Source organism: Cupriavidus sp. PET2-C1 (genome assembly GCF_054515855.1).
Genome location: NZ_CM137259.1, coordinates 3,489,728 through 3,506,837, shown reverse-complemented (window position 1 = coordinate 3,506,837; position 17,110 = coordinate 3,489,728). Strand labels below are relative to the sequence as shown.

Genomic DNA, 17,110 nt, shown 5'->3' with positions numbered 1-17,110 from the left:
GCGGTGTTGGCCGTTTTGGAACGTGTGAGATGTCACTTTTCTTTACTCGTAAAGAAAAGATGGTATGAACGCGCCCCGTCCCCGCAGTGGAGCGCGAGGTAGCGAGACGGTAGTGTGGGTCAGGCAGAAAAGAGTCTGATGAGAGGGGGTCCCTCCAGACCGAACGGCATCGCAATGTGCCAGAGTGGAAGATGTCACCACCACTACAGGAACGGAGGGACCCGAAATGAATGCTATGACATTTGGGCTGGATATTGCAAAGCATGTGTTCCAGCTGTACTGGGTTGACCCTGAGACTGGCGAGATTCACAACCGGCGATTTCAGCGTCAAAAGCTGATCGAGTTTCTAGCTCAGCACAAAGGACGCGTGGCGCTGGAGGCGTGCGGCAGCGGGCACTGGTGGGCCCGCAAGCTCCTAGAGATGGGCTATGAGGTGAAGCTGTTGCATGCGAAATACGTCCGCCCGTTCGTGCAAACCAACAAGACTGACGCCGCGGATGCGCGCGCAATCTGGACGGCGGCGCAACAGCCGGGCATGCCGACAGTGACGCCGAAGACAGTGGAGCAGCAGGCCACGCTGGTGTTGCATCGGATGCGAGAGCAGCACATCAAGATGCGCACCATGATGATCAACGCTTTGCGCGGCGCGCTCTATGAGTTTGGCTTGAGCTTCAAGAGGGGGCGTCAGGCAGGTCTGGCGGAGATGAACGAGAGACTGGCCGAAGTGGAGGAAGACGTGCCGGCGAGGGTCTTCGAGGCGTTGCGCGAACAGTTCGAGCTGATCGGTCGGCTAGACAAAGGCATTGAGCAGTTGGAAGGACAGATCAAGGCCTGGTCCCAAACGCAGCCAGCGTGCGAGCAACTGATGGCGATTCCGGGGATTGGCATGCTCACGGCCACGGCGATGCTAGCGACGATTGGCGATGCGCAGGGCTTCGAATCGGGGCGGCAACTGTCGGCCTACTTGGGGCTGGTGCCGCGCCAGCGTGGCACTGGGGGCAAGGTGCAACTGGGGGCGATTAGCAAACGCGGAGACCGTTACCTGCGCATGCTGCTGATCCACGGTGCCAGGGCAGTCCTGTTCCGGGCCAAGGACAAAGGGACTTGGTGCGACCAGCTGGCGCGCCGACGCCCGACCAACGTGACGGTGGTGGCGATGGCGAACAAGGCGGCGAGAATTGCCTGGGCGGTGCTGAGGGGCAAGGAGCCGTATGAAAGAGACCACGAATTGAAGAAAGCGGCGAGGGCCAGGCAAATGGCGGATTCCGCGCTAGGGCATCTGCGCCTACCAAAACCGTAGGCACAGCAGCCCTAGCTGCGGCTATGAAGCAGGTTAATTGAATTCGACTAGCAGGTTGCGCGGGTAGACGTGAAGTGATGGCAAGGCAGGTTGGACCGCAAGAACGAGACCCTGATCGGTTACAAGTGCTTCGAGCACGCTGAAAAGACGAGGGCCGCTCTTGGCGAATTCCATAGGGGCCCGCAGGCTTGACCTGCATGAGGCCGGATATAAGGCTGCAACCAAATCCTCGCCGAGCATCATGAGATGATTTACCTGGCAAACCGGGGCGCGTTCATATAAGTAACCAAAAGAAAGCGATCCTTGCAGGAGGCTGGCGTGTCGGGGTTGCGTAGCCCGGTGGTTTCGTCGTCAGGCCCTGGGTGCTAATAGCCTCATGCCGTTACCGGTTTGAATGGCCACGACCCAGCCAATGCCCGGGGATTCGTGGTGGTCCCCTCGGTAGCGGCCATCACGCTTTTCAAGCCGTCTGTCGCTCGCGGGGCGACCGGCCACGAAGTTGCAAGCGTCCCGTTTCCGTCGTGGGCGCGGTGGCACCGGATTGAAAGGCCGAAGTATTCTTCCACCGCGCCCACCCCACCACGAAACCATCATGGTGTGATATATCGTGGCGCTTCGAACCGGTACCGGCAGATGTGTGAATGAGCCGGGATGCCGCTACCGAGCAGCCTCACCACGAAACCATCGCCATCCGCAGGATCGTGGCCATTCAAATCGGTAACGGCATGAGGCTATTAGCACCCAGGGCCTGACGACGAAACTACCGGGCTACGCAACCCCGACACGCCAGCCTCCTGCAAGGATCGCTTTCTTTTGGTTACTTTTCTTTACGAGTAAAGAAAAGTGACATCTCACACGTTCCAAAACGGCCAACACCGCACAGCCGCGCCAGCAGCTAGAAGCAGTAAAACCCCGCCCCCAAGAGACGCCCCCCGCGTCAGCGGGGCTAGAAGCGAGCAAGTATCGAGGGGGGAGATCGAGGCATGCTCTAGGCGAGAGCAGCAGGGCGAGTTGTGCCACCCCCCCTCCCCCAAACGGGGGGATGGCCGCTCGCAGCCACGCACCACCACCTCAGCCACTAAACACCGCAATACACTCCACCTCCACCCTGGCCCCAAGCGCCAACCCATTCGCCCCAAGCGCACTGCGCGCCGGGTAGGGCGCTTGGAAGAACTCCTTGTAGACCTCGTTGAACGCCTGCCATTCGCTGATGTCGGCCAGGAAGATGGTGCATTTGGCGACGTGCTTGAGCGACAGGCCGTGTGCTTCCAGTGTGATGCGGATGTTCATCAGCGCCTGCTTGGCTTCTTCGCGGATGCCGCCGGGTACCAGGCGGGTGCTGCCGTGGACGATGCCCATCTGTCCCGAGAGGTAGAACGTATCGCCAACGCGCACGGCTTCGGAGAAGGGCAGCCCTGCGGGGAGGACTTTGCCGGAGTTCAGGAATTCCATAGTGCACCCTGTCGGTGAGAGCCTTGAATGCCGCTTTGCTATCCGCCGGCCAATGCGCAGCCGGGTGGTGGCAATGCGGTCTTCAAGTCTAGGACACGGGTGTTCAAGACCCCAACCGCCGGCCATCAAAAGTCCGCTTCGGCGCTGTCGATGCTGTCGGTGCTGTGCCACACAGGGCTGGCAGCACCTGGTCGATCATTGCGCCGCCGCAAACCGGTCGGTGGCGGCAATCAGCTGATCCAGGATACCGGGCTCGGTCCAGGCGTGCCCCGCCCCTTCAATCAGATGCAGCTCCGAGCCCGGCCATGCCTGGTGCAGCGCATAGGCGTAGCGGGCCGGGCAGGGCATGTCGTAGCGCCCGTGCACGATCACGCCGGGGATGCCGGCAAGGCGGTGCGCGTCGCGCAGCAACTGGCCGTCTTCCAGCCAGGCGAGATGCGTGAAGTAGTGGTTTTCCAGCCGCGCAAACGCCAGCGCGAAATGGCCGTCGTCATGCTTGGCGCTGTTGACGGGGTCGGGCAGCAGGGTGATGGTCTCCCCTTCCCACACGCTCCATGCGCGGGCGGCCTCCAGCTGCTTTGCGGTATCGCTGCCGGTCAGCACCTTGCGGTAGGCGGCCATCATATTGCCGCGTTCGGCTTGTGGGATGGGCGCCTGGAAGCGGGCCCATTTCTCGGGGAACACCTCGGATACGCCGTACTGGTAGTACCAATCCAGTTCCGCACGGGACGCGGTATAGATCCCGCGCAGCACCAGTTCGCTGGTCCGCTCGGGGTGCTTTTGCGCATAGGCCAGCGCCAGCGTGGAGCCCCAGGAGCCGCCGAAGACCAGCCAGCGCTCTACGTTGGCGAGCTTGCGCAGGCGCTCGATGTCGTCCACCAGGTGCCACGTGGTATTGGCCTCCAGTCCCGCGTGGGGCGTGGAGCGGCCGCAGCCGCGCTGGTCGAACAGCATGACGTCGTAGCGCGCCGGATCGAACAGGCGGCGGTGGTCGGCCGATATGCCGCCGCCGGGGCCGCCATGCAGGAAGACGGCCGGCTTGGCGCCGGGTGTGCCGACGCGTTCGTAGTAGACCACGTGGCCGTCGCCGACATCGAGCGTGCCGGTCTCATAGGGTTCGATGGCGGGATAGAGCAAGTGAGGTTGCGGCATGGATCGGGTTCCCAGGGTGCGAGCGTAGCGCAAGAAGTGCAAGAGTGTATCGCCGTTGCCGGTGCCATCTCCACCCCGGGTGCCGCGGTTCAATCAGCGCGGCGGGGCCGCCAGGCCGCTGCCATGCACGCCTGGCAAGCCCCCGAACGCGCTAGGCGTTCCAGGTGTCGTCGCTCAGGAAGTCGTCGTTGCCCGACGCATCATCCAGAAGACCACTGTCCAATGCCGCATCCGGCGAGCCCAGCGGCGAGCGGTCGTCATTGCCGTAGTAGTTGTTGACGACCATCTCCGTTGGCTGCGTGCCTGTGCCTGGCTGTCCCAGCAAGCCGCTTGCGCTGTTGCCATTGCCGTTGCGATGGAACATGTTCTCGATGCCCTGGAACAGGAGCGCGCCGCCGGCCACGCCGGCTGCCGTCGTGGCAATGCCGCCCAGCGTGCCGCCCAGGCCACCACTCAGGAATCCGGGCCGGGATGGCTGCGCGGGCGCAGGCTGGGCCGCCTGGAAGGCCTGCGGCACTGCCACGGGCGCGGGCGCGGCCATCGGCGGCGGCATGACGGGGCTGGGTGCCACGCGGTTGGCACTGTTGCCCCAGGCGTTTTCCGGGTCGAGGAAGCGATTGGCGCCGTTGGCCTGCGCCATCTGCAGCTGGCCCTGCAGCGTGGAGATCTGCGTCTTGGCCGTGGCCAGGGCATGGTCAAGCATCATGGCGCGCTGGACCAGCAGGTAGGCGGCATCCGGCTGCCTGGCGACCGCGTCGGCGATGAGGGCGTCCGCCTGGGGATCCTTGGCGCCAGCCCTGGCCTGCGTGAGTTGGGTCAGGAAGCCTTCCAGCGCTTGCATCTCTTGGGGGGTCATGGCAGCTCCTATCCGGGATCCGGGTTGTCTTGTGTGATCGCAGTCTACGGGCCGAGTCTTAAGCGAGGCTTAAAGAACCCGATCGGATGTGATTGTCGCGCCCCGCGGGCGAGCCGGGCCGGCTCCCCGCCAGATATTCTGAAGGTGGTGTCGATTTCCGGTATCCCGATTCGTCGTAGTATCAGAGCCGCCCGTCAATCCTGATCCGGTTTCAGGACGTGCGGCACCCTCAATTCACTCAAGGAGAGCGACGATGCGTGTCATGGTGATGGTCAAAGCAACGAAAGAGTCAGAGGCTGGCGAAATGCCCAGCACGGAGCTGCTTACCGCAATGGGCAAATTCAATGAAGAGCTCGTCAAGGCGGGCGTGATGCTCGCGGGCGAGGGCTTGCACCCGAGTGCCAAAGGCAAGCGGGGGCAATTTTCTGGCAGCCAGCGGTCCGTGGTCGATGGACCGTTCGCAGAGACCAAGGAGGTGGTTGCCGGGTTCTGGCTGTGGCAAGTCAAGTCCATGGAAGAGGCCGTCGAATGGGTCAAGCGCTGCCCCAACCCCATGCAAAGCGATTCCGAGATCGAGATTCGCCCGCTGTTCGAGCTCGACGATTTTGGTGCCGAGCTCACGCCAGAGCTGCGGGCCCAGGAGGAGCGCCTGTGGGCGGAGGCGCAAGACGCTGCGAAGAGGACGCGCTAAGGCTAAGCCAAGGCCAGGTCATGGCAGTGTTGAGGCTGTGCTGCGGCATGGGCACCAAGGCGCTCGGGCGGCGCCTTTCTGCTCTAAACTTGGCTTTTTCCACTTCACCATCAGGGAATTGAATGCCAAAACAGCAAAGCACATGGGCCCGGCATGTCTCGGCGGGCGCGATCGTGTTCGCAACGCTCATGGCGGGATGCGCCGCCCAGCCCCCCGCCAGCGCGGTGCCTGACCCGGGCCCGCAGGGCGGCCGCGGCACGCCGGAGGGTTGCCAGGCGGACAAGCTTGGCGATGAAGCCCTGATTGGTAAAAGCGAGGCCAATGCCGTTGCCTTGCTCAACGGCTGCGCCTGGCGATTTGGTGAGCGGGAAGGCCAGCATATGCCCGGCACCATGGACTACAACCCGCAGCGCCGCACGCTGGACGTCAAGGACGGCAAGGTGACCGCGGTACGCCGGGGGTAAGGCCGTACCAAGGCCTGGATCGCGTCGTGCTTCGCGTCGTTCTTCGCGTATCGGACGCGATCCGCATAGCCTTGTGCCTTGTGCGGCCATTCAGCTGACGCGGATACCGGCTTGGCCGACAATCTCCGCGGCTTGTTCAACCGAGATGATGGCGCCCTTGAACGAAGCCGCGGCAGACATCAGGTTCAGTCCGCCCAGCTCGGCCAGGCGGAGGTCCGCGCCATCGAAGCGGGCTTGCTTCAGGTTGGCGCCGCGCAGGCTGCCGCCGTCGAACAGAGCATCCCGGAAGTCGCAGCCGGCGAGGTCGGCATCGGACAAGTCGAGCTGCTCCAGGTGTTGCTTGCGGAATGACAAGCCGCGCAGGTCGCTGCCGACGAGCAGGCTGCTGTGGAACACCAGGCCCAGGGTGGCGGCCTCGCGGAACCGGGCGCCGGTCAGCTTGGTTTCCGTGAAGATGGCGCTGGACAGCCGCGCGCGGTCCCATTGCGTGTTGTTCAGGTCGCTGCTGCAGAATCGGGCTTCCACTGCGTCCACCAGCGTGAAGTCGGCGCCGGCAGCCTTGCAGCGCATCCACTTCGACTCGACTAGCTTCGCCCTTTTCAGCTGCGCACCGGCAAAGGTGCACATCAGGAATTCCACGGACGAAAAATCCAGCCCGTTCAGGTCTTGATTGTCAAAGCCGCATTGCTCGAAACGTAGCTGGGCCGGACGTTGCGCAAGAATTTCAACGATGCCATTGCGCGAGAGTGTGGTGTTGCTGATGGTGTGGGGAGTGGGGGCGGGCATGGAATTCGCGGTGGGAGCGTGGGTAGCGCTCCAGGTCAATGTGGTCTGTCTTGTCCGTCAGCCTGATCAGCCTGATCAGGAGGTGGCCCTGTCGCACATGTCTAGCAACAGGGCAAGCAGGCGCGCCTTGCGTGGCCTATCGACGTCATAGACCTCGAACATCCCGGCAAACCACATGCCATCCGCCGCCAGCCGGCAGATCAGGAGCTGGTCTTCGGCGGCGGTGCCGGCGAGGTCATGCGCGAGGGCGTCCGTCATGCGCTCGCGCCATGCCTGGCGGCACGAGGGGAGCGTCAAGGCCAGCATGGCGATGGCACGCTGCGTTCCGATTGCGTTGTTGGGCGCCGTATCGTCGAAACACGTCTTGATGTAGGCGCGGGCATGTTTGCCAGGACGATCTGTCTCGGCAGACAGCGCGCGTTGATAGGTCTTGTCGAATTCCTCGAAGAGCTGGTCTCTCAGCGCTTCGAGCAGGGCATTCTTGCTGCGGTAGTGATACTGCAACCCGCCTTTGGTCACGCCGGCGCGTTGTGCCACCAGGTCGAGCGTCACCGATTCAGGGCCTTGGGAGACCAGCAGGTCCCGCATCACGGCCAGGCACTGGGTTCGGATCAGTTCGGGGTTCTTGGGGCGCTTGCTTGCTTCGGACATGATAAATCCATCCAGATGGATTTATTATTCTAGCATCGTCGCAGCCATCGGCACGACCACGCTGTCTGAGGCGGCGCCAAAGGACGCGCTGGCGTATCCGCGGCTACGCTTTCCCCTTCGCCGCCGCCTGGGCAATCCGGTCCCGTACGACGCCGATTGCCTGCTTGAGCGCGTAGACATCCTCAAAATAGCGCTCCGGAATCCGTATCCGGCTCGCATGCGCATCGATGTTCTCGATTTCATCGCGCCATTGCGCAATCTGGCCGGGGGTCGGCTGCGTGGTCGTCCATATTTCATCTTCCAGCGCCTTGATCTCCCGATACCAGACCACGAGCCGGTTTTTTATCCGCGCTTGCGCCATGCGCGGCAATGCCTGCAGCAAGCCGAGCAGCAAGGCCATGAAGGGGAGCAGGATCAGCAGGCGCCTTTCGATAAAGCTGGCAAGCCAGAACGGAAGGTAGCGCTGCAGGAAGGGACGGCCCGATTTGAAGTGGCGCGTGCTTTCGTCGGAAACGGGAAATTCACTGGTATTCAAGTTGGGAAACGTGCCGAGCGGCGTGAAGTAATCATCGCCGCCGTGGACGGATCTGGCGGCTTCCAGCAGCAGGTAGACCAGGGCAGGGTGCAGGGTGTCCTTGGATACGAGCAGGGCCGTGGCAGCGAGCAGCGTGACATCGGTCTGCGGAAGGTCGTTGACGATGCTGGTGGAGGCCCGCGGAAAAACAATCTTGGACAGCGATGGGAATTTCTGTACTAGGGCATCGGCCTGGGCAAAACTCATCAGCTTCAGATTGCTGTTGAGCAGCGTTTGCTGCATCTCGGCATCCGGCCTGCCGATAAAGAAGGCCGCATCCAGCTGGCCCTCTTCGAGGCCTTGATAGGCCTTCATGGCATTCATTTCCAGCAGCTTGGTATTGCTGGCTGTGATGCCGCTGTATGAGAGCAATACCCGGGCGACGTTGAGCAGGCCGCTGCCGGGGACGCCGATGGCGACCCGTTTGCCGCGCAGTTGTGCCAGCCGGTCCACGGTGGCATCGCCCCGGTAAAACACCCAGATCGGTTCGTAGGAGACCGCGGCGATGGTCTGCAGGCCGTCTGTTTCCTGTGGACTGGCGGTGCCAGATTGGATGAAGCCTGCTTCGTATTCGTTGTCTGGATTCCTCAGCCGCTCATAATTCTCGATCGAGCCGGAAGAGCCGCGGATATCCAGCTTGATGCCGTCGCGCTTCAGGATGGGGGCGTAGCGCTCGGCAAAGCCGCGATAGATACCCTTGTCGGCCCCGGTGGTGATGACGATCGTGCGCTGGATGGCGGGCTTGAGCACGATCGTCAGCGCCCAGCCTAGCGCCGCCAGCAGCAGTATCGCGCCAATGATGAGAAGCCGCCGCTGCCCCGGTGTCATAGGGGCTTTCTGGGTACGGTGCAGCGCTGGGTTGTGCCTGGGCATTGTCGGCCTCCGTCGTCAGGTCCCGCCCACGCGGGCCCAAGGAGGGCGCGGGATCATGCTAGCGGCCTGATCGGTTGTGGGAAGGTCGCTCAATCAAGCGGCTGAGGCGCCGGAAATGTCCAGCTGCCGCTCAGTATCTCCGCACGCGGGCGGTACAGGCGCACAGTGTAGTGCCAGCCCGGGACGATCGGCAGGCAGTTGGCCGTCTGCGCTTCACAGCCACCGAACTGCACCGTGATCGATCCGTCGCCGGCCATGGACAGGGCGGTGATGCTCCTGCGGCCAAAACGAACCCAGCCCGGGAACCCCGGGCAAGGTCCATCAGGCACCGCCGTCAAGCCACTAAGCGTTGACGATCATCTCGAAACCGCCAAAGATCATCCGCTTGCCGTCGAAGGGCATCGGCCCCTGGCTGCGCAGCCTGGGATCTTCCATCGAGGCCTTCATGCCTTCGTCCCGGGCCTTGCGCGATGGCCAGGTGATCCAGGAGAAGACCACGGTCTCGTCCTTCTCCAGCTTGACGGCCATCGGGAACGAGGTGAGCTTGCCCTCGGGCACATCGTCGCCCCAGCACTCGACCAGCCCCAGCGCGCCATGATCCTTGAACACCACGGCGGCGGCCTCGGCGTGCGCGCGGTAGAGGTCGCGGTTGGCCTTGGGCACGGCGACAACAAATCCATCGATGTAATGCATGTCCGATCTCCTTTGGGATTGCCTGCGAAGCGGCGAGCCTTGCGCGCGCCGTCATTGGGACGACGAACGGGCGCCGTCGAAATCGACAGGGCTGGAAGGAATGCTAGAAAAAAATACGCAGGGCGGGGAGGGCGGCCAACCGGCGTGGGCCGTGCACTGCGCGCCAAGTGATGGATGGGAATCTTTCCGGCTGCTTGTCCATTTCCCTGGGCTGGGCGGACACCAGCGGGGCCGGCAGCGGGCGATGCCCGGGGAGGGTTGCACTTTTCTTCTGATTCAGCGCGGCCAGCACTTGCAAATTTCGTTACGTTGGGTAGAATTCGCAACCTCACCTAGCCCAGGTGGCGAAATTGGTAGACGCACTAGGTTCAGGTCCTAGCGGTGGCAACACTGTGGAGGTTCGAGTCCTCTCCTGGGCACCAAGATTGAAAGCAAAAGGCCTGCATCCGTGCAGGCCTTTTGCTTTTTTGTTTCCGCCGCATCGTCTTAATGCGCGCGGCGCGCATCAGCATCCGAATTCACTTGATGTAACATCATCCGACTCATTTAGCCGGGGAGCGGGAATGTCAAAAGGTCAGGTACGGGTACGGGTATGGCTGGTTGCCGCGATGGCGGCGCAATTGCTGTCAGCCTGTTCGGGCGGCGTGACCGCGAATTCCATCCAGGCGATGGATCCGAAGCGCGTGCACTCCAAGGCCAGCGTAGGCGACCTGGTGCTGTGCCTGAAGCAGCGGCTGGGCGACGACGCCACCGTGATTGCGTACCCGGAACCCGGCAAGGTCGATATCCGGGTCGGGCGTGCGGACGCGGATGAATACAAGTTCTTCCACCTGGTCAGCCTGCGCCGCGCTACCGAGCGCGCCGAAGGCACCGACGTCGAGATCCGCAGCTCCGGGGAATGGCACCCCATGCTGAGCGCCAGCCGCATCTCCGGCATGGTGGAAGACTGCACGCCGGGAAGAGCGCACTAAGCGGAACGCAGAGTCCTAGCCCGGCACGCCGCAATGCAGCAAAGCGGCAAAGGGGCAATGGCGCTAAGCCGTTACGGCTCCATCGTGCGCAGAAGGTGCTCCTGTAATTGCGATAATTCAAGCGCGATGCCGTCGGGGAACCCCTGGCGGCCGCCGCGCTTGTCGATCAGCAGGTCGGCCAGGTAGGCCGATAGCGCGGCCGGGTCAACCCAGAGCGCTGCCAGCTGGTTGCCGATGCGCGGATAGCTGCGGCACAGTTCCAGGGGCCGCACCTGCGGTGGCAGCACGGCCAGCCATTTGAGCGCGTTGGCCGTGAGGGCCTTCGCTTCCGCGGATTCAGGTTGCCGCTGGCCAGTCCAGTCGGGCTTGCCATGCGTGGGCACGGCGCCATCCAGGATCAGCCTCGCTTCCTCGACGGTAACAAACTCGAATGAAAGGGGTTCCATGCCAACTCCGGATCAGATCTGTTGGGGGCGCCACGCCTTGTGGCGCTGGCACCTATTCTATCGGTTACGGAGCGTTTGAATCTTTCTGTAGCGCTTGTTACTGGTCTTGCTGCTGGTCTTGCTACTGGTACGCATGCAGGTAGGCCAGCAGGTCCGCGATCTGCCGCTCATTGCTGATCCCCCAGAAGCGCATCCTGGTGCCGGGCACAACCTTGCTGGGCGACTGGATAAACGCGCTCAAGGTTTTCTCGGACCACACAACGCCCGATGTCTTCATCTCGGGGGAGTACTTGTAGTCGGTCGTCGCGCCGGCGACCCTGCCAAAGATCCCATTGAGCTGGGGGCCAAACGCGGCGCGCGCCGAGGGCCCGACGCTGTGGCAGGAGGCACACTTCGAGGTGAATACCGCTTTGCCGGCCTGCGCGTCGCCGGCGGCCTGCGCGGTTGCGTGCAAGGCCAGCGCCAGGGTCAACAATGCGGCTTTCTTCATGGGCGGATGCGGGGCAAGGGAGCAACCCGGCATTATATTCGCCGAGGCCGTGCGGCTCCCTATGCCGTCTGGATGACCACCTTGCCGCACACATGCCGAGCCATGCTCTTTGCCATTGCCTCGCCAGCATCGGCGAGTGGATAGGTGGCGTCGATTTCAGCGCGCAGCTTTCCGGACGCGTACAGCGCGGCCAGCGTGTGGAGCTGGGCGCCATCGGAGCGCGTCGCAAAGTGCTTTCCCGCTGCGCCGGCTTCCTGGGCGCGCCCGGCATCCGGTGGGCTGACCGTGGAGACCAGCACGCCGCCGCGCTTGAGTACCGGCCAGGAACGCTGTTGCGTGTCGCCGCCGACCAGGTCGAGGACAAGATCGACTCCTGCAACCTTGGTGGCAAAGTCTTCCGCGGTGTAGTCGATCACCTCCGCCGCCCCCAGTTCCCGCAGGTAGCCCCGGTTGGCGGCCGAAGCTGTGCCGATCACCTGTGCGCCGGCCAGGTTTGCCAGTTGCACGGCCACGCTGCCGACGCCGCCGGCAGCGGCATGGATCAGGACTTTCTGTCCTGCCTGCAGCTTGCCGTGCTCGTGCAGCGCCTGCCAGGCAGTCAAGCCAGCCGCGGGAATACTGGCGGCCTCCAGGAATCCGAGATGCTTCGGCTTGCGGGCTAGGCGCCCGGACTCCACCACGGCGCGGGTTGCATAGCCACCGACGATGCCGATGAATCCCAGCACTTCGTCGCCCGGCGCCAGCGTGGTGACGTTGCGCCCAACCGCGATGACAGTCCCGGCAGCATCCACCCCGGGCGTGAGGGGCAACGGTAGCGGAATGAACGCCTGCATGGCCCCGCTGACGATCTTCCAGTCGATCGGGTTGACCGAGGTGGCGGCAACATCGATCAGCACCTCATTGTCGCCAGGGCGGGGATCATCGAGTTCCTGCAGTACTAGTGAATCGGGGCCGCCGTAAGCGGCTACACGGATGGCTTTCATCAAAGGCTCCTTGAGGTAATGCCCACAATCGGGGTGTCCAGCGCCAGTGCGGCCTGCACGGGGTCGAAGTACTCGCGCAGGTGGGCGATCCTGCCGTCGCGGGCGGTCAGAAAAACCACGTACTCCTGCCGGTAGACGCGCCCGGTCGACTTGATCAGCCCTTCTGCATGCACCCGCGCAACGGCTTGCTGGGGATCCGCCGCGGGCAGGATCTGCGCGTCGAAGAAGCGGAAGCCGGAGACCGCGCCGATGAACCAGGCGGCATGGCGGATCACCGCGTCCCGGCCGCTCAATCGCGCCGGATGCCCGATGCCGGGTGCGTAGGGCAACTCCCACACGATGTCCTCGGCAATCAGTTCCTGCCATTGCTGGTTGTCATCAACCAGCCACCGGAGGTGTTGCTGCAATAGCTCTGCTGCGATGTTCATGATGTTCTCCTTCCCGGATTGTTGGGTACGTGGATTTCAAAGCGCCAATGCGCCAATGCGGCGCGCGTGCCGCGGGCTATCGCAGGCGGCCATCGGCACGTAGCTGCATGCCGATCCTGGCGATTTCGGCTTCGCCCTTGCGCAGCGCGTCGTTCGACGTATGGACGGAGTAGTAGCCAAGTGCCAGGTCGTGCGGATGGGGAACGGCTGACGCGACGATGAAATCCGCATCGGTTTCGGCAGTGAATTCGAGCGCGTCCTCGGACTGCGTGAAGACCGCGAGTTCGTCCTTCAGCCGCTCGCCGCCAGTCGCTAGCGTGCCGCGGTTGACGTGTGCCCAAGCCACGGTGTGGCCGGCGGGTGCCTGGTAGCGCCAGCGCTCGCCAGCGGCCAGGCGCACGTGCAGCAGTGCCGCCCCGGACGGGGCCGCTACCGGGCTGTCCCTGCCAGCCAGCGAGCCGAGTATCACGCGCGCCGGTCCGCTGCGCGGCACGGAGGACGCGGGCAGGTATTGGCTGTGCGGGGTGCCGTTCTCCAGGCTGCGCGGCAGGGCAAGCCATAGCTGGTAGCCCTGGAGGCGGTCGCCCTTCGCGGGGCTGGCTGAGTGCCAGATGCCGTTACCCGCCCGCATCCATTCCAGGCCGCCCGCCATCAACACGCCGGCCGCGCCGGTGGTGTCCTCATACTGCAGTTCGCCCTCGATCAGCACGGTGAGGGTGGCAATGCCCGAGTGCGGGTGCATGGGGAACAGCGCGTCGCCGGAGGGAGCGAAGTCGAAGTAGTCGAGGAAGACAAAAGGCTTGATCAGCTTGCCAACGTCGCCGGGACTGACGATCCGCGAGACGGCGCCATGGCGGCGGCCACCGGTGCGAAGCACGATGCCACGGTTGTTTGCCGCATCCGGCCGTGCGGTGCGGTGATCGATCCGGGCCGGCTCCCCGGCATGTCGGGCCTGCGCTGCGTTTTCCATGAAAGTCTCCTTCGGTGATCGCATGACCAAAGATTAGGTGCCAGACATCTCTCTTGGTAGCCTATATTTCTCGATGAGATCCATCTAAGGAGTAGATACATGCTCGACGGCGTATCCCTGGACCAGCTCCGCACCTTCATCGCTGCCGCCGACGAGGGCAGCTTCTCCGCGGCGGGGCGCAAGCTGCGGCGCGCGCAGTCTGTGGTCAGCCACACGCTGGCCAACCTGGAGGGGCAGATCGATGTGCAGTTGTTCGATCGCAGCGGCCGCTACCCGCGCCTGACAGAGCAGGGAACCGCGCTGCTGGCGCAGGCGCGTGTGGTGGTGGGCGGCATGGACGGCTTCAAGTCGAAGGCGCGCGCCATTGCCGAAGGGCTCGAACCCGAGCTGTCGGTGGTGGTGGATGTCATGTACCCGATGGCCCCGCTGACGGGGGCGGTCGGCGCGTTCCGCGACGCGTTTCCGCATACGCCGCTGCGCTTGTATGTCGAGGCACTGGGCGCGGTCATGCGCCCGGTGCTGGAGCGCGTTTGCCGGCTCGGCATCAGCGGATCGATGCCGGCCGTTCCCGAGACGCTGGACGCGGAAAAGCTGCTCGACGTGCCGATGGTGACCGTGGCCGCGCCCTCGCATCCGCTGGCATCGCGCAGGGGCGTGATCCGGGTACGGGAGCTGGAGGAGCACGTGCAATTGGTCCTGACCGACCGCACCACGCTGACCGAGGGGAAAACCTTCGGCGTGTTCTCGCCGCTGACCTGGCGCCTGGCCGACCTCGGCGCCAAGCATGCCTTCCTGCGCGCCGGCTTCGGCTGGGGGCACATGCCAGCGGCCATGGTGCAGGGGGATCTCGATGCGGGCGAACTGGTCACCCTGCGGCTGGAGAGCTTTCAGCCGCGTACGCCGCCGATCGCCATGTTCGCGGTCTACCGCAAGGACACGCCGCCCGGCCCCGCCGGCCGCTGGTTCCTCAGCCGGCTGATGCACACGTCGCCGCGTCCGTCGAAATAGGCGCTGTGGCGGATCCGTGCCCGCTATCCGTGCCCACTATCCAGGGCGCCTCCACAAATCATCGCGCCCGCGCGTGACCAGACGCTAGAATCCGCAAACATCTATTATCTATTGGGTGGGTTCATCGATGCCGCGCGAGAACTTTAACGACCTGCTTGCCTTCATTGCCGTTGCGCGCGAGCGCAGCTTCACCCGCGCGGCGGCGCAGCTGGGGGTGTCGCAATCCGCATTGAGCCACACGGTCCGCGCGCTCGAAACGCGGCTTGGCCTGCGCCTGCTGACGCGCACCACGCGCAGCGTTTCCCCGACCGAGGCCGGGGAGCGCCTTCTCCAGACGGTGGCCCCTCGCTTCGAGGAGATCGAAGCCGAGCTGACCGCGGTGACCGAGCTTGGCGATAAGCCCACGGGCACCATTCGCATCACAGCCACCGACTACGCCACCAAGACCGTCCTGTGGCCGAAATTGTCCAAGGTGCTTCGGGCGTATCCGGAGATCAAGGTGGAAATCATCACGGACTATGGCCTCACCGATATCGTCGCGGATCGCTATGACATCGGTGTGCGCAGCGGCGATCAGGTGGCCAAGGACATGATCGCGGTGCGCATCGCGCCGGATATGCGCATGGCCATCGTTGGGTCGCCCGCCTATCTGGCAGAGCGGCCGCTGCCAAAGACCCCTCAGGACCTGACGGCGCACAACTGCATCAACCTGCGTCTGCCGACGCTGGGTGGCTTCTACGCATGGGAGCTCAAGAAAGGGAAGCGCGAAGTGCAGGTGCGGGTAGAGGGCCAGCTAGCCTTCAACGGTACCTATCAGATACTGGATGCCGCGCTGTCCGGGTACGGTCTTGCGTACGTGCCCGCGGATCTGGCCCAGGCGCACGTGGCAGCGGGCCGCCTCGTCTGGGTGCTTGAAGACTGGTGTCCCACCTTTGCTGGCTTGCACGCTTATTACGCCAGCCGGCGCCAGTCTTCACGAGCCATGGCGCTGGTCATCGATGCGCTTCGCTACCGTGCGTAGCTGACGCAACCTACCTCACGTACCTCACGTTAGGTCGCGGCGCGGGCATTCATGAGGTCAATTCATAAAGGCTTGCGGTTTTCCAGGCTTTTTCGATAGCCGGTACGTCCCTATCATCTCAGCTGGCTTGACGCGCAAGGAAGCTGCAGCTCGGCCCGGACGACGAACAATTCGTCGATAGCCTGGTGGCTCCCGGCCACGCGTCAACGCCGGGCTACACGGATCCCGGATACCCGATCGAAGGTCGTCGAGCCGCTTGAGGCTGAAGTTGCTTCGGTTGCTTCGATTGCTGTAGTTGCTTAAGGAGATGGATCATGCAAGAACGCAAATTGGGAAACAGTGGCCTCGAAGTGTCGGCGATCGGCCTGGGCTGCATGGGCTTGAGCTTTGGCTACGGCCCTGCCACCGAGACATCCGAAGGCATCAAACTGATTCGGGCTGCATTCGAACGCGGCGTCACGTTCTTCGACACCGCCGAAGCCTATGGCCCGTTTGTCAACGAGACGCTCCTTGGCGAAGCGCTTGCGCCGTTTCGCGACCAGGTGGTGATCGCGACCAAGTTCGGCTTCAAGGATGGTGACTCGAGCAAGGGCCTGGACAGCCGGCCAGAGCGCATCCGCGCGGTTGCCGAGGCTTCGCTCAAGCGCCTGAAGACGGATTGCATCGACCTGTTCTACCAGCACCGCATCGATCCGGCGGTACCGGTCGAGGACGTGGCCGGCACCGTCAAGGATCTGATCCGGGAAGGCAAGGTCAAGCACTTCGGCATGTCCGAAGCGGGTGCGCAGTCGATTCGCCGCGCGCACGCCGTGCAGCCGGTTGCCGCGCTGCAGAGCGAGTATTCGCTGTGGTGGCGCGAGCCGGAGGAGACGGTGCTGCCGACTCTCGAGGAACTGGGCATCGGCTTCGTGCCGTTCAGCCCGCTGGGCAAGGGTTTCCTGACCGGTGCGATCGACGCGAACACCGCGTTCGACAAGACCGATTTCCGCAATATCGTGCCGCGCTTTTCCGAGGCAAGCCGCAAGGCCAACGCGGCCCTGGTCGAGGTGCTTGGCACCATTGCCGACGGCAAGGGCGCCACCCGGGCGCAGGTTGCGCTCGCCTGGCTGCTTGCGCAGAAGCCGTGGATCGTGCCGATTCCGGGCACCACCAAGCTGCATCGGCTGGAAGAGAACATCGGTGCGGCCACGGTCGAACTGTCGGCTGACGACCTGTCCGCCATCGAAGCCGCGCTGCGGCAGATCACGGTCGTGGGGGATCGCTACCCGGCCCACCTGCAGCAGCGCGTCGACCGCTAACTC

The 17,110-nt window shown here is 63.8% G+C and carries 19 protein-coding genes, 1 tRNA gene and 1 pseudogene; 9 read left to right on the top strand and 12 right to left on the bottom strand.

All coding sequences use genetic code 11. From position 1 onward, the window contains the following. Positions 1–226 precede the first annotated feature (226 nt). Positions 227–1,300: an IS110 family RNA-guided transposase gene (locus ACX12D_RS15795; protein WP_459373922.1), complete on the top strand. Its 1,074-nt coding sequence runs from the start codon at positions 227–229 to the stop codon at positions 1,298–1,300. 1,071 nt (positions 1,301–2,371) lie between these two features. Here ACX12D_RS15795 and ACX12D_RS15790 read toward each other — a convergent pair. From ACX12D_RS15790 to ACX12D_RS15780, 3 genes are all read right to left on the bottom strand, one after another. Then, positions 2,372–2,752, bottom strand: a complete 381-nt coding sequence (locus tag ACX12D_RS15790) for a RidA family protein (protein WP_441641272.1) — start codon at positions 2,750–2,752, stop codon at positions 2,372–2,374. A 195-nt stretch (positions 2,753–2,947) separates the two neighbouring features. After that, on the bottom strand, positions 2,948–3,904 hold the full coding sequence (gene pip, locus ACX12D_RS15785; protein ID WP_459371856.1) for a prolyl aminopeptidase: 957 nt from the start codon (positions 3,902–3,904) through the stop codon (positions 2,948–2,950). Positions 3,905–4,055: 151 nt separating this feature from the next. Further along, entirely contained in the window at positions 4,056–4,760 is a 705-nt protein-coding gene (locus ACX12D_RS15780; protein ID WP_459371855.1) for a DUF2076 domain-containing protein, read from the bottom strand. Between the two features lie 253 nt (positions 4,761–5,013). Here ACX12D_RS15780 and ACX12D_RS15775 point away from each other — a divergent pair, with 253 nt between their 5' ends. Further along, the gene (locus ACX12D_RS15775; RefSeq protein ID WP_459371854.1) at positions 5,014–5,451 is read left to right on the top strand and encodes a YciI family protein; all 438 of its coding nucleotides are present in this window, start codon (positions 5,014–5,016) and stop codon (positions 5,449–5,451) included. Positions 5,452–5,573: 122 nt separating this feature from the next. After that, positions 5,574–5,915 (top strand): hypothetical protein, encoded by a 342-nt coding sequence (locus ACX12D_RS15770; protein WP_459371853.1) that lies wholly within the window; start codon positions 5,574–5,576, stop codon positions 5,913–5,915. A 90-nt stretch (positions 5,916–6,005) separates the two neighbouring features. Here the strand turns inward: ACX12D_RS15770 and ACX12D_RS15765 are convergent, their stop codons facing one another. From ACX12D_RS15765 to ACX12D_RS15750, 4 genes are all read right to left on the bottom strand, one after another. After that, positions 6,006–6,701: a pentapeptide repeat-containing protein gene (locus ACX12D_RS15765; RefSeq protein ID WP_459371852.1), complete on the bottom strand. Its 696-nt coding sequence runs from the start codon at positions 6,699–6,701 to the stop codon at positions 6,006–6,008. Between the two features lie 75 nt (positions 6,702–6,776). Then, positions 6,777–7,352, bottom strand: coding sequence for a TetR/AcrR family transcriptional regulator (locus tag ACX12D_RS15760; RefSeq protein WP_459371851.1), 576 nt, complete (start codon positions 7,350–7,352; stop codon positions 6,777–6,779). A gap of 103 nt (positions 7,353–7,455) precedes the next feature. Further along, positions 7,456–8,754, bottom strand: coding sequence for a TAXI family TRAP transporter solute-binding subunit (locus ACX12D_RS15755; protein WP_459371850.1), 1,299 nt, complete (start codon positions 8,752–8,754; stop codon positions 7,456–7,458). Positions 8,755–9,141: 387 nt separating this feature from the next. Further along, entirely contained in the window at positions 9,142–9,492 is a 351-nt protein-coding gene (locus ACX12D_RS15750) for a DUF1428 domain-containing protein (RefSeq protein ID WP_459371849.1), read from the bottom strand. Between the two features lie 335 nt (positions 9,493–9,827). On the opposite strand from ACX12D_RS15750, the gene ACX12D_RS15745 reads away from it, so the two are divergent. Together ACX12D_RS15745 and ACX12D_RS15740 are read left to right on the top strand one after the other, a co-directional pair. Further along, positions 9,828–9,914, top strand: a tRNA-Leu gene (locus ACX12D_RS15745). Between the two features lie 141 nt (positions 9,915–10,055). Next, entirely contained in the window at positions 10,056–10,463 is a 408-nt protein-coding gene (locus ACX12D_RS15740; protein ID WP_459371848.1) for a hypothetical protein, read from the top strand. Between the two features lie 71 nt (positions 10,464–10,534). Here the strand turns inward: ACX12D_RS15740 and ACX12D_RS15735 are convergent, their stop codons facing one another. The 5 genes from ACX12D_RS15735 to ACX12D_RS15715 all read right to left on the bottom strand — a co-directional run bounded on the left by ACX12D_RS15735 (position 10,535) and on the right by ACX12D_RS15715 (position 13,780). Continuing rightward, positions 10,535–10,909, bottom strand: coding sequence for a hypothetical protein (locus tag ACX12D_RS15735; protein WP_459371847.1), 375 nt, complete (start codon positions 10,907–10,909; stop codon positions 10,535–10,537). Between the two features lie 121 nt (positions 10,910–11,030). Next, positions 11,031–11,399, bottom strand: a complete 369-nt coding sequence (locus tag ACX12D_RS15730) for a c-type cytochrome (RefSeq protein ID WP_441641283.1) — start codon at positions 11,397–11,399, stop codon at positions 11,031–11,033. A gap of 59 nt (positions 11,400–11,458) precedes the next feature. After that, on the bottom strand, positions 11,459–12,382 hold the full coding sequence (locus tag ACX12D_RS15725) for an NADP-dependent oxidoreductase (protein ID WP_459371846.1): 924 nt from the start codon (positions 12,380–12,382) through the stop codon (positions 11,459–11,461). Then, positions 12,382–12,810, bottom strand: a complete 429-nt coding sequence (locus ACX12D_RS15720) for a nuclear transport factor 2 family protein (protein WP_459371845.1) — start codon at positions 12,808–12,810, stop codon at positions 12,382–12,384. The genes ACX12D_RS15725 and ACX12D_RS15720 overlap by 1 nt, the downstream gene beginning before the upstream one ends. A gap of 76 nt (positions 12,811–12,886) precedes the next feature. Further along, positions 12,887–13,780 (bottom strand): pirin family protein, encoded by an 894-nt coding sequence (locus ACX12D_RS15715; protein WP_459371843.1) that lies wholly within the window; start codon positions 13,778–13,780, stop codon positions 12,887–12,889. A gap of 99 nt (positions 13,781–13,879) precedes the next feature. Here ACX12D_RS15715 and ACX12D_RS15710 point away from each other — a divergent pair, with 99 nt between their 5' ends. From ACX12D_RS15710 to ACX12D_RS15695, 4 genes and pseudogenes are all read left to right on the top strand, one after another. Beyond that, the gene (locus ACX12D_RS15710) at positions 13,880–14,788 is read left to right on the top strand and encodes a LysR family transcriptional regulator (RefSeq protein ID WP_459371842.1); all 909 of its coding nucleotides are present in this window, start codon (positions 13,880–13,882) and stop codon (positions 14,786–14,788) included. A 127-nt stretch (positions 14,789–14,915) separates the two neighbouring features. Continuing rightward, positions 14,916–15,809 (top strand): LysR family transcriptional regulator, encoded by an 894-nt coding sequence (locus tag ACX12D_RS15705; RefSeq protein WP_459371841.1) that lies wholly within the window; start codon positions 14,916–14,918, stop codon positions 15,807–15,809. A 134-nt stretch (positions 15,810–15,943) separates the two neighbouring features. Beyond that, a pseudogene (locus ACX12D_RS15700) lies at positions 15,944–16,069 on the top strand (aldo/keto reductase); the annotation flags it as partial. A gap of 54 nt (positions 16,070–16,123) precedes the next feature. Beyond that, positions 16,124–17,107: an aldo/keto reductase gene (locus ACX12D_RS15695; RefSeq protein ID WP_459371840.1), complete on the top strand. Its 984-nt coding sequence runs from the start codon at positions 16,124–16,126 to the stop codon at positions 17,105–17,107. Positions 17,108–17,110: the final 3 nt, after the last annotated feature.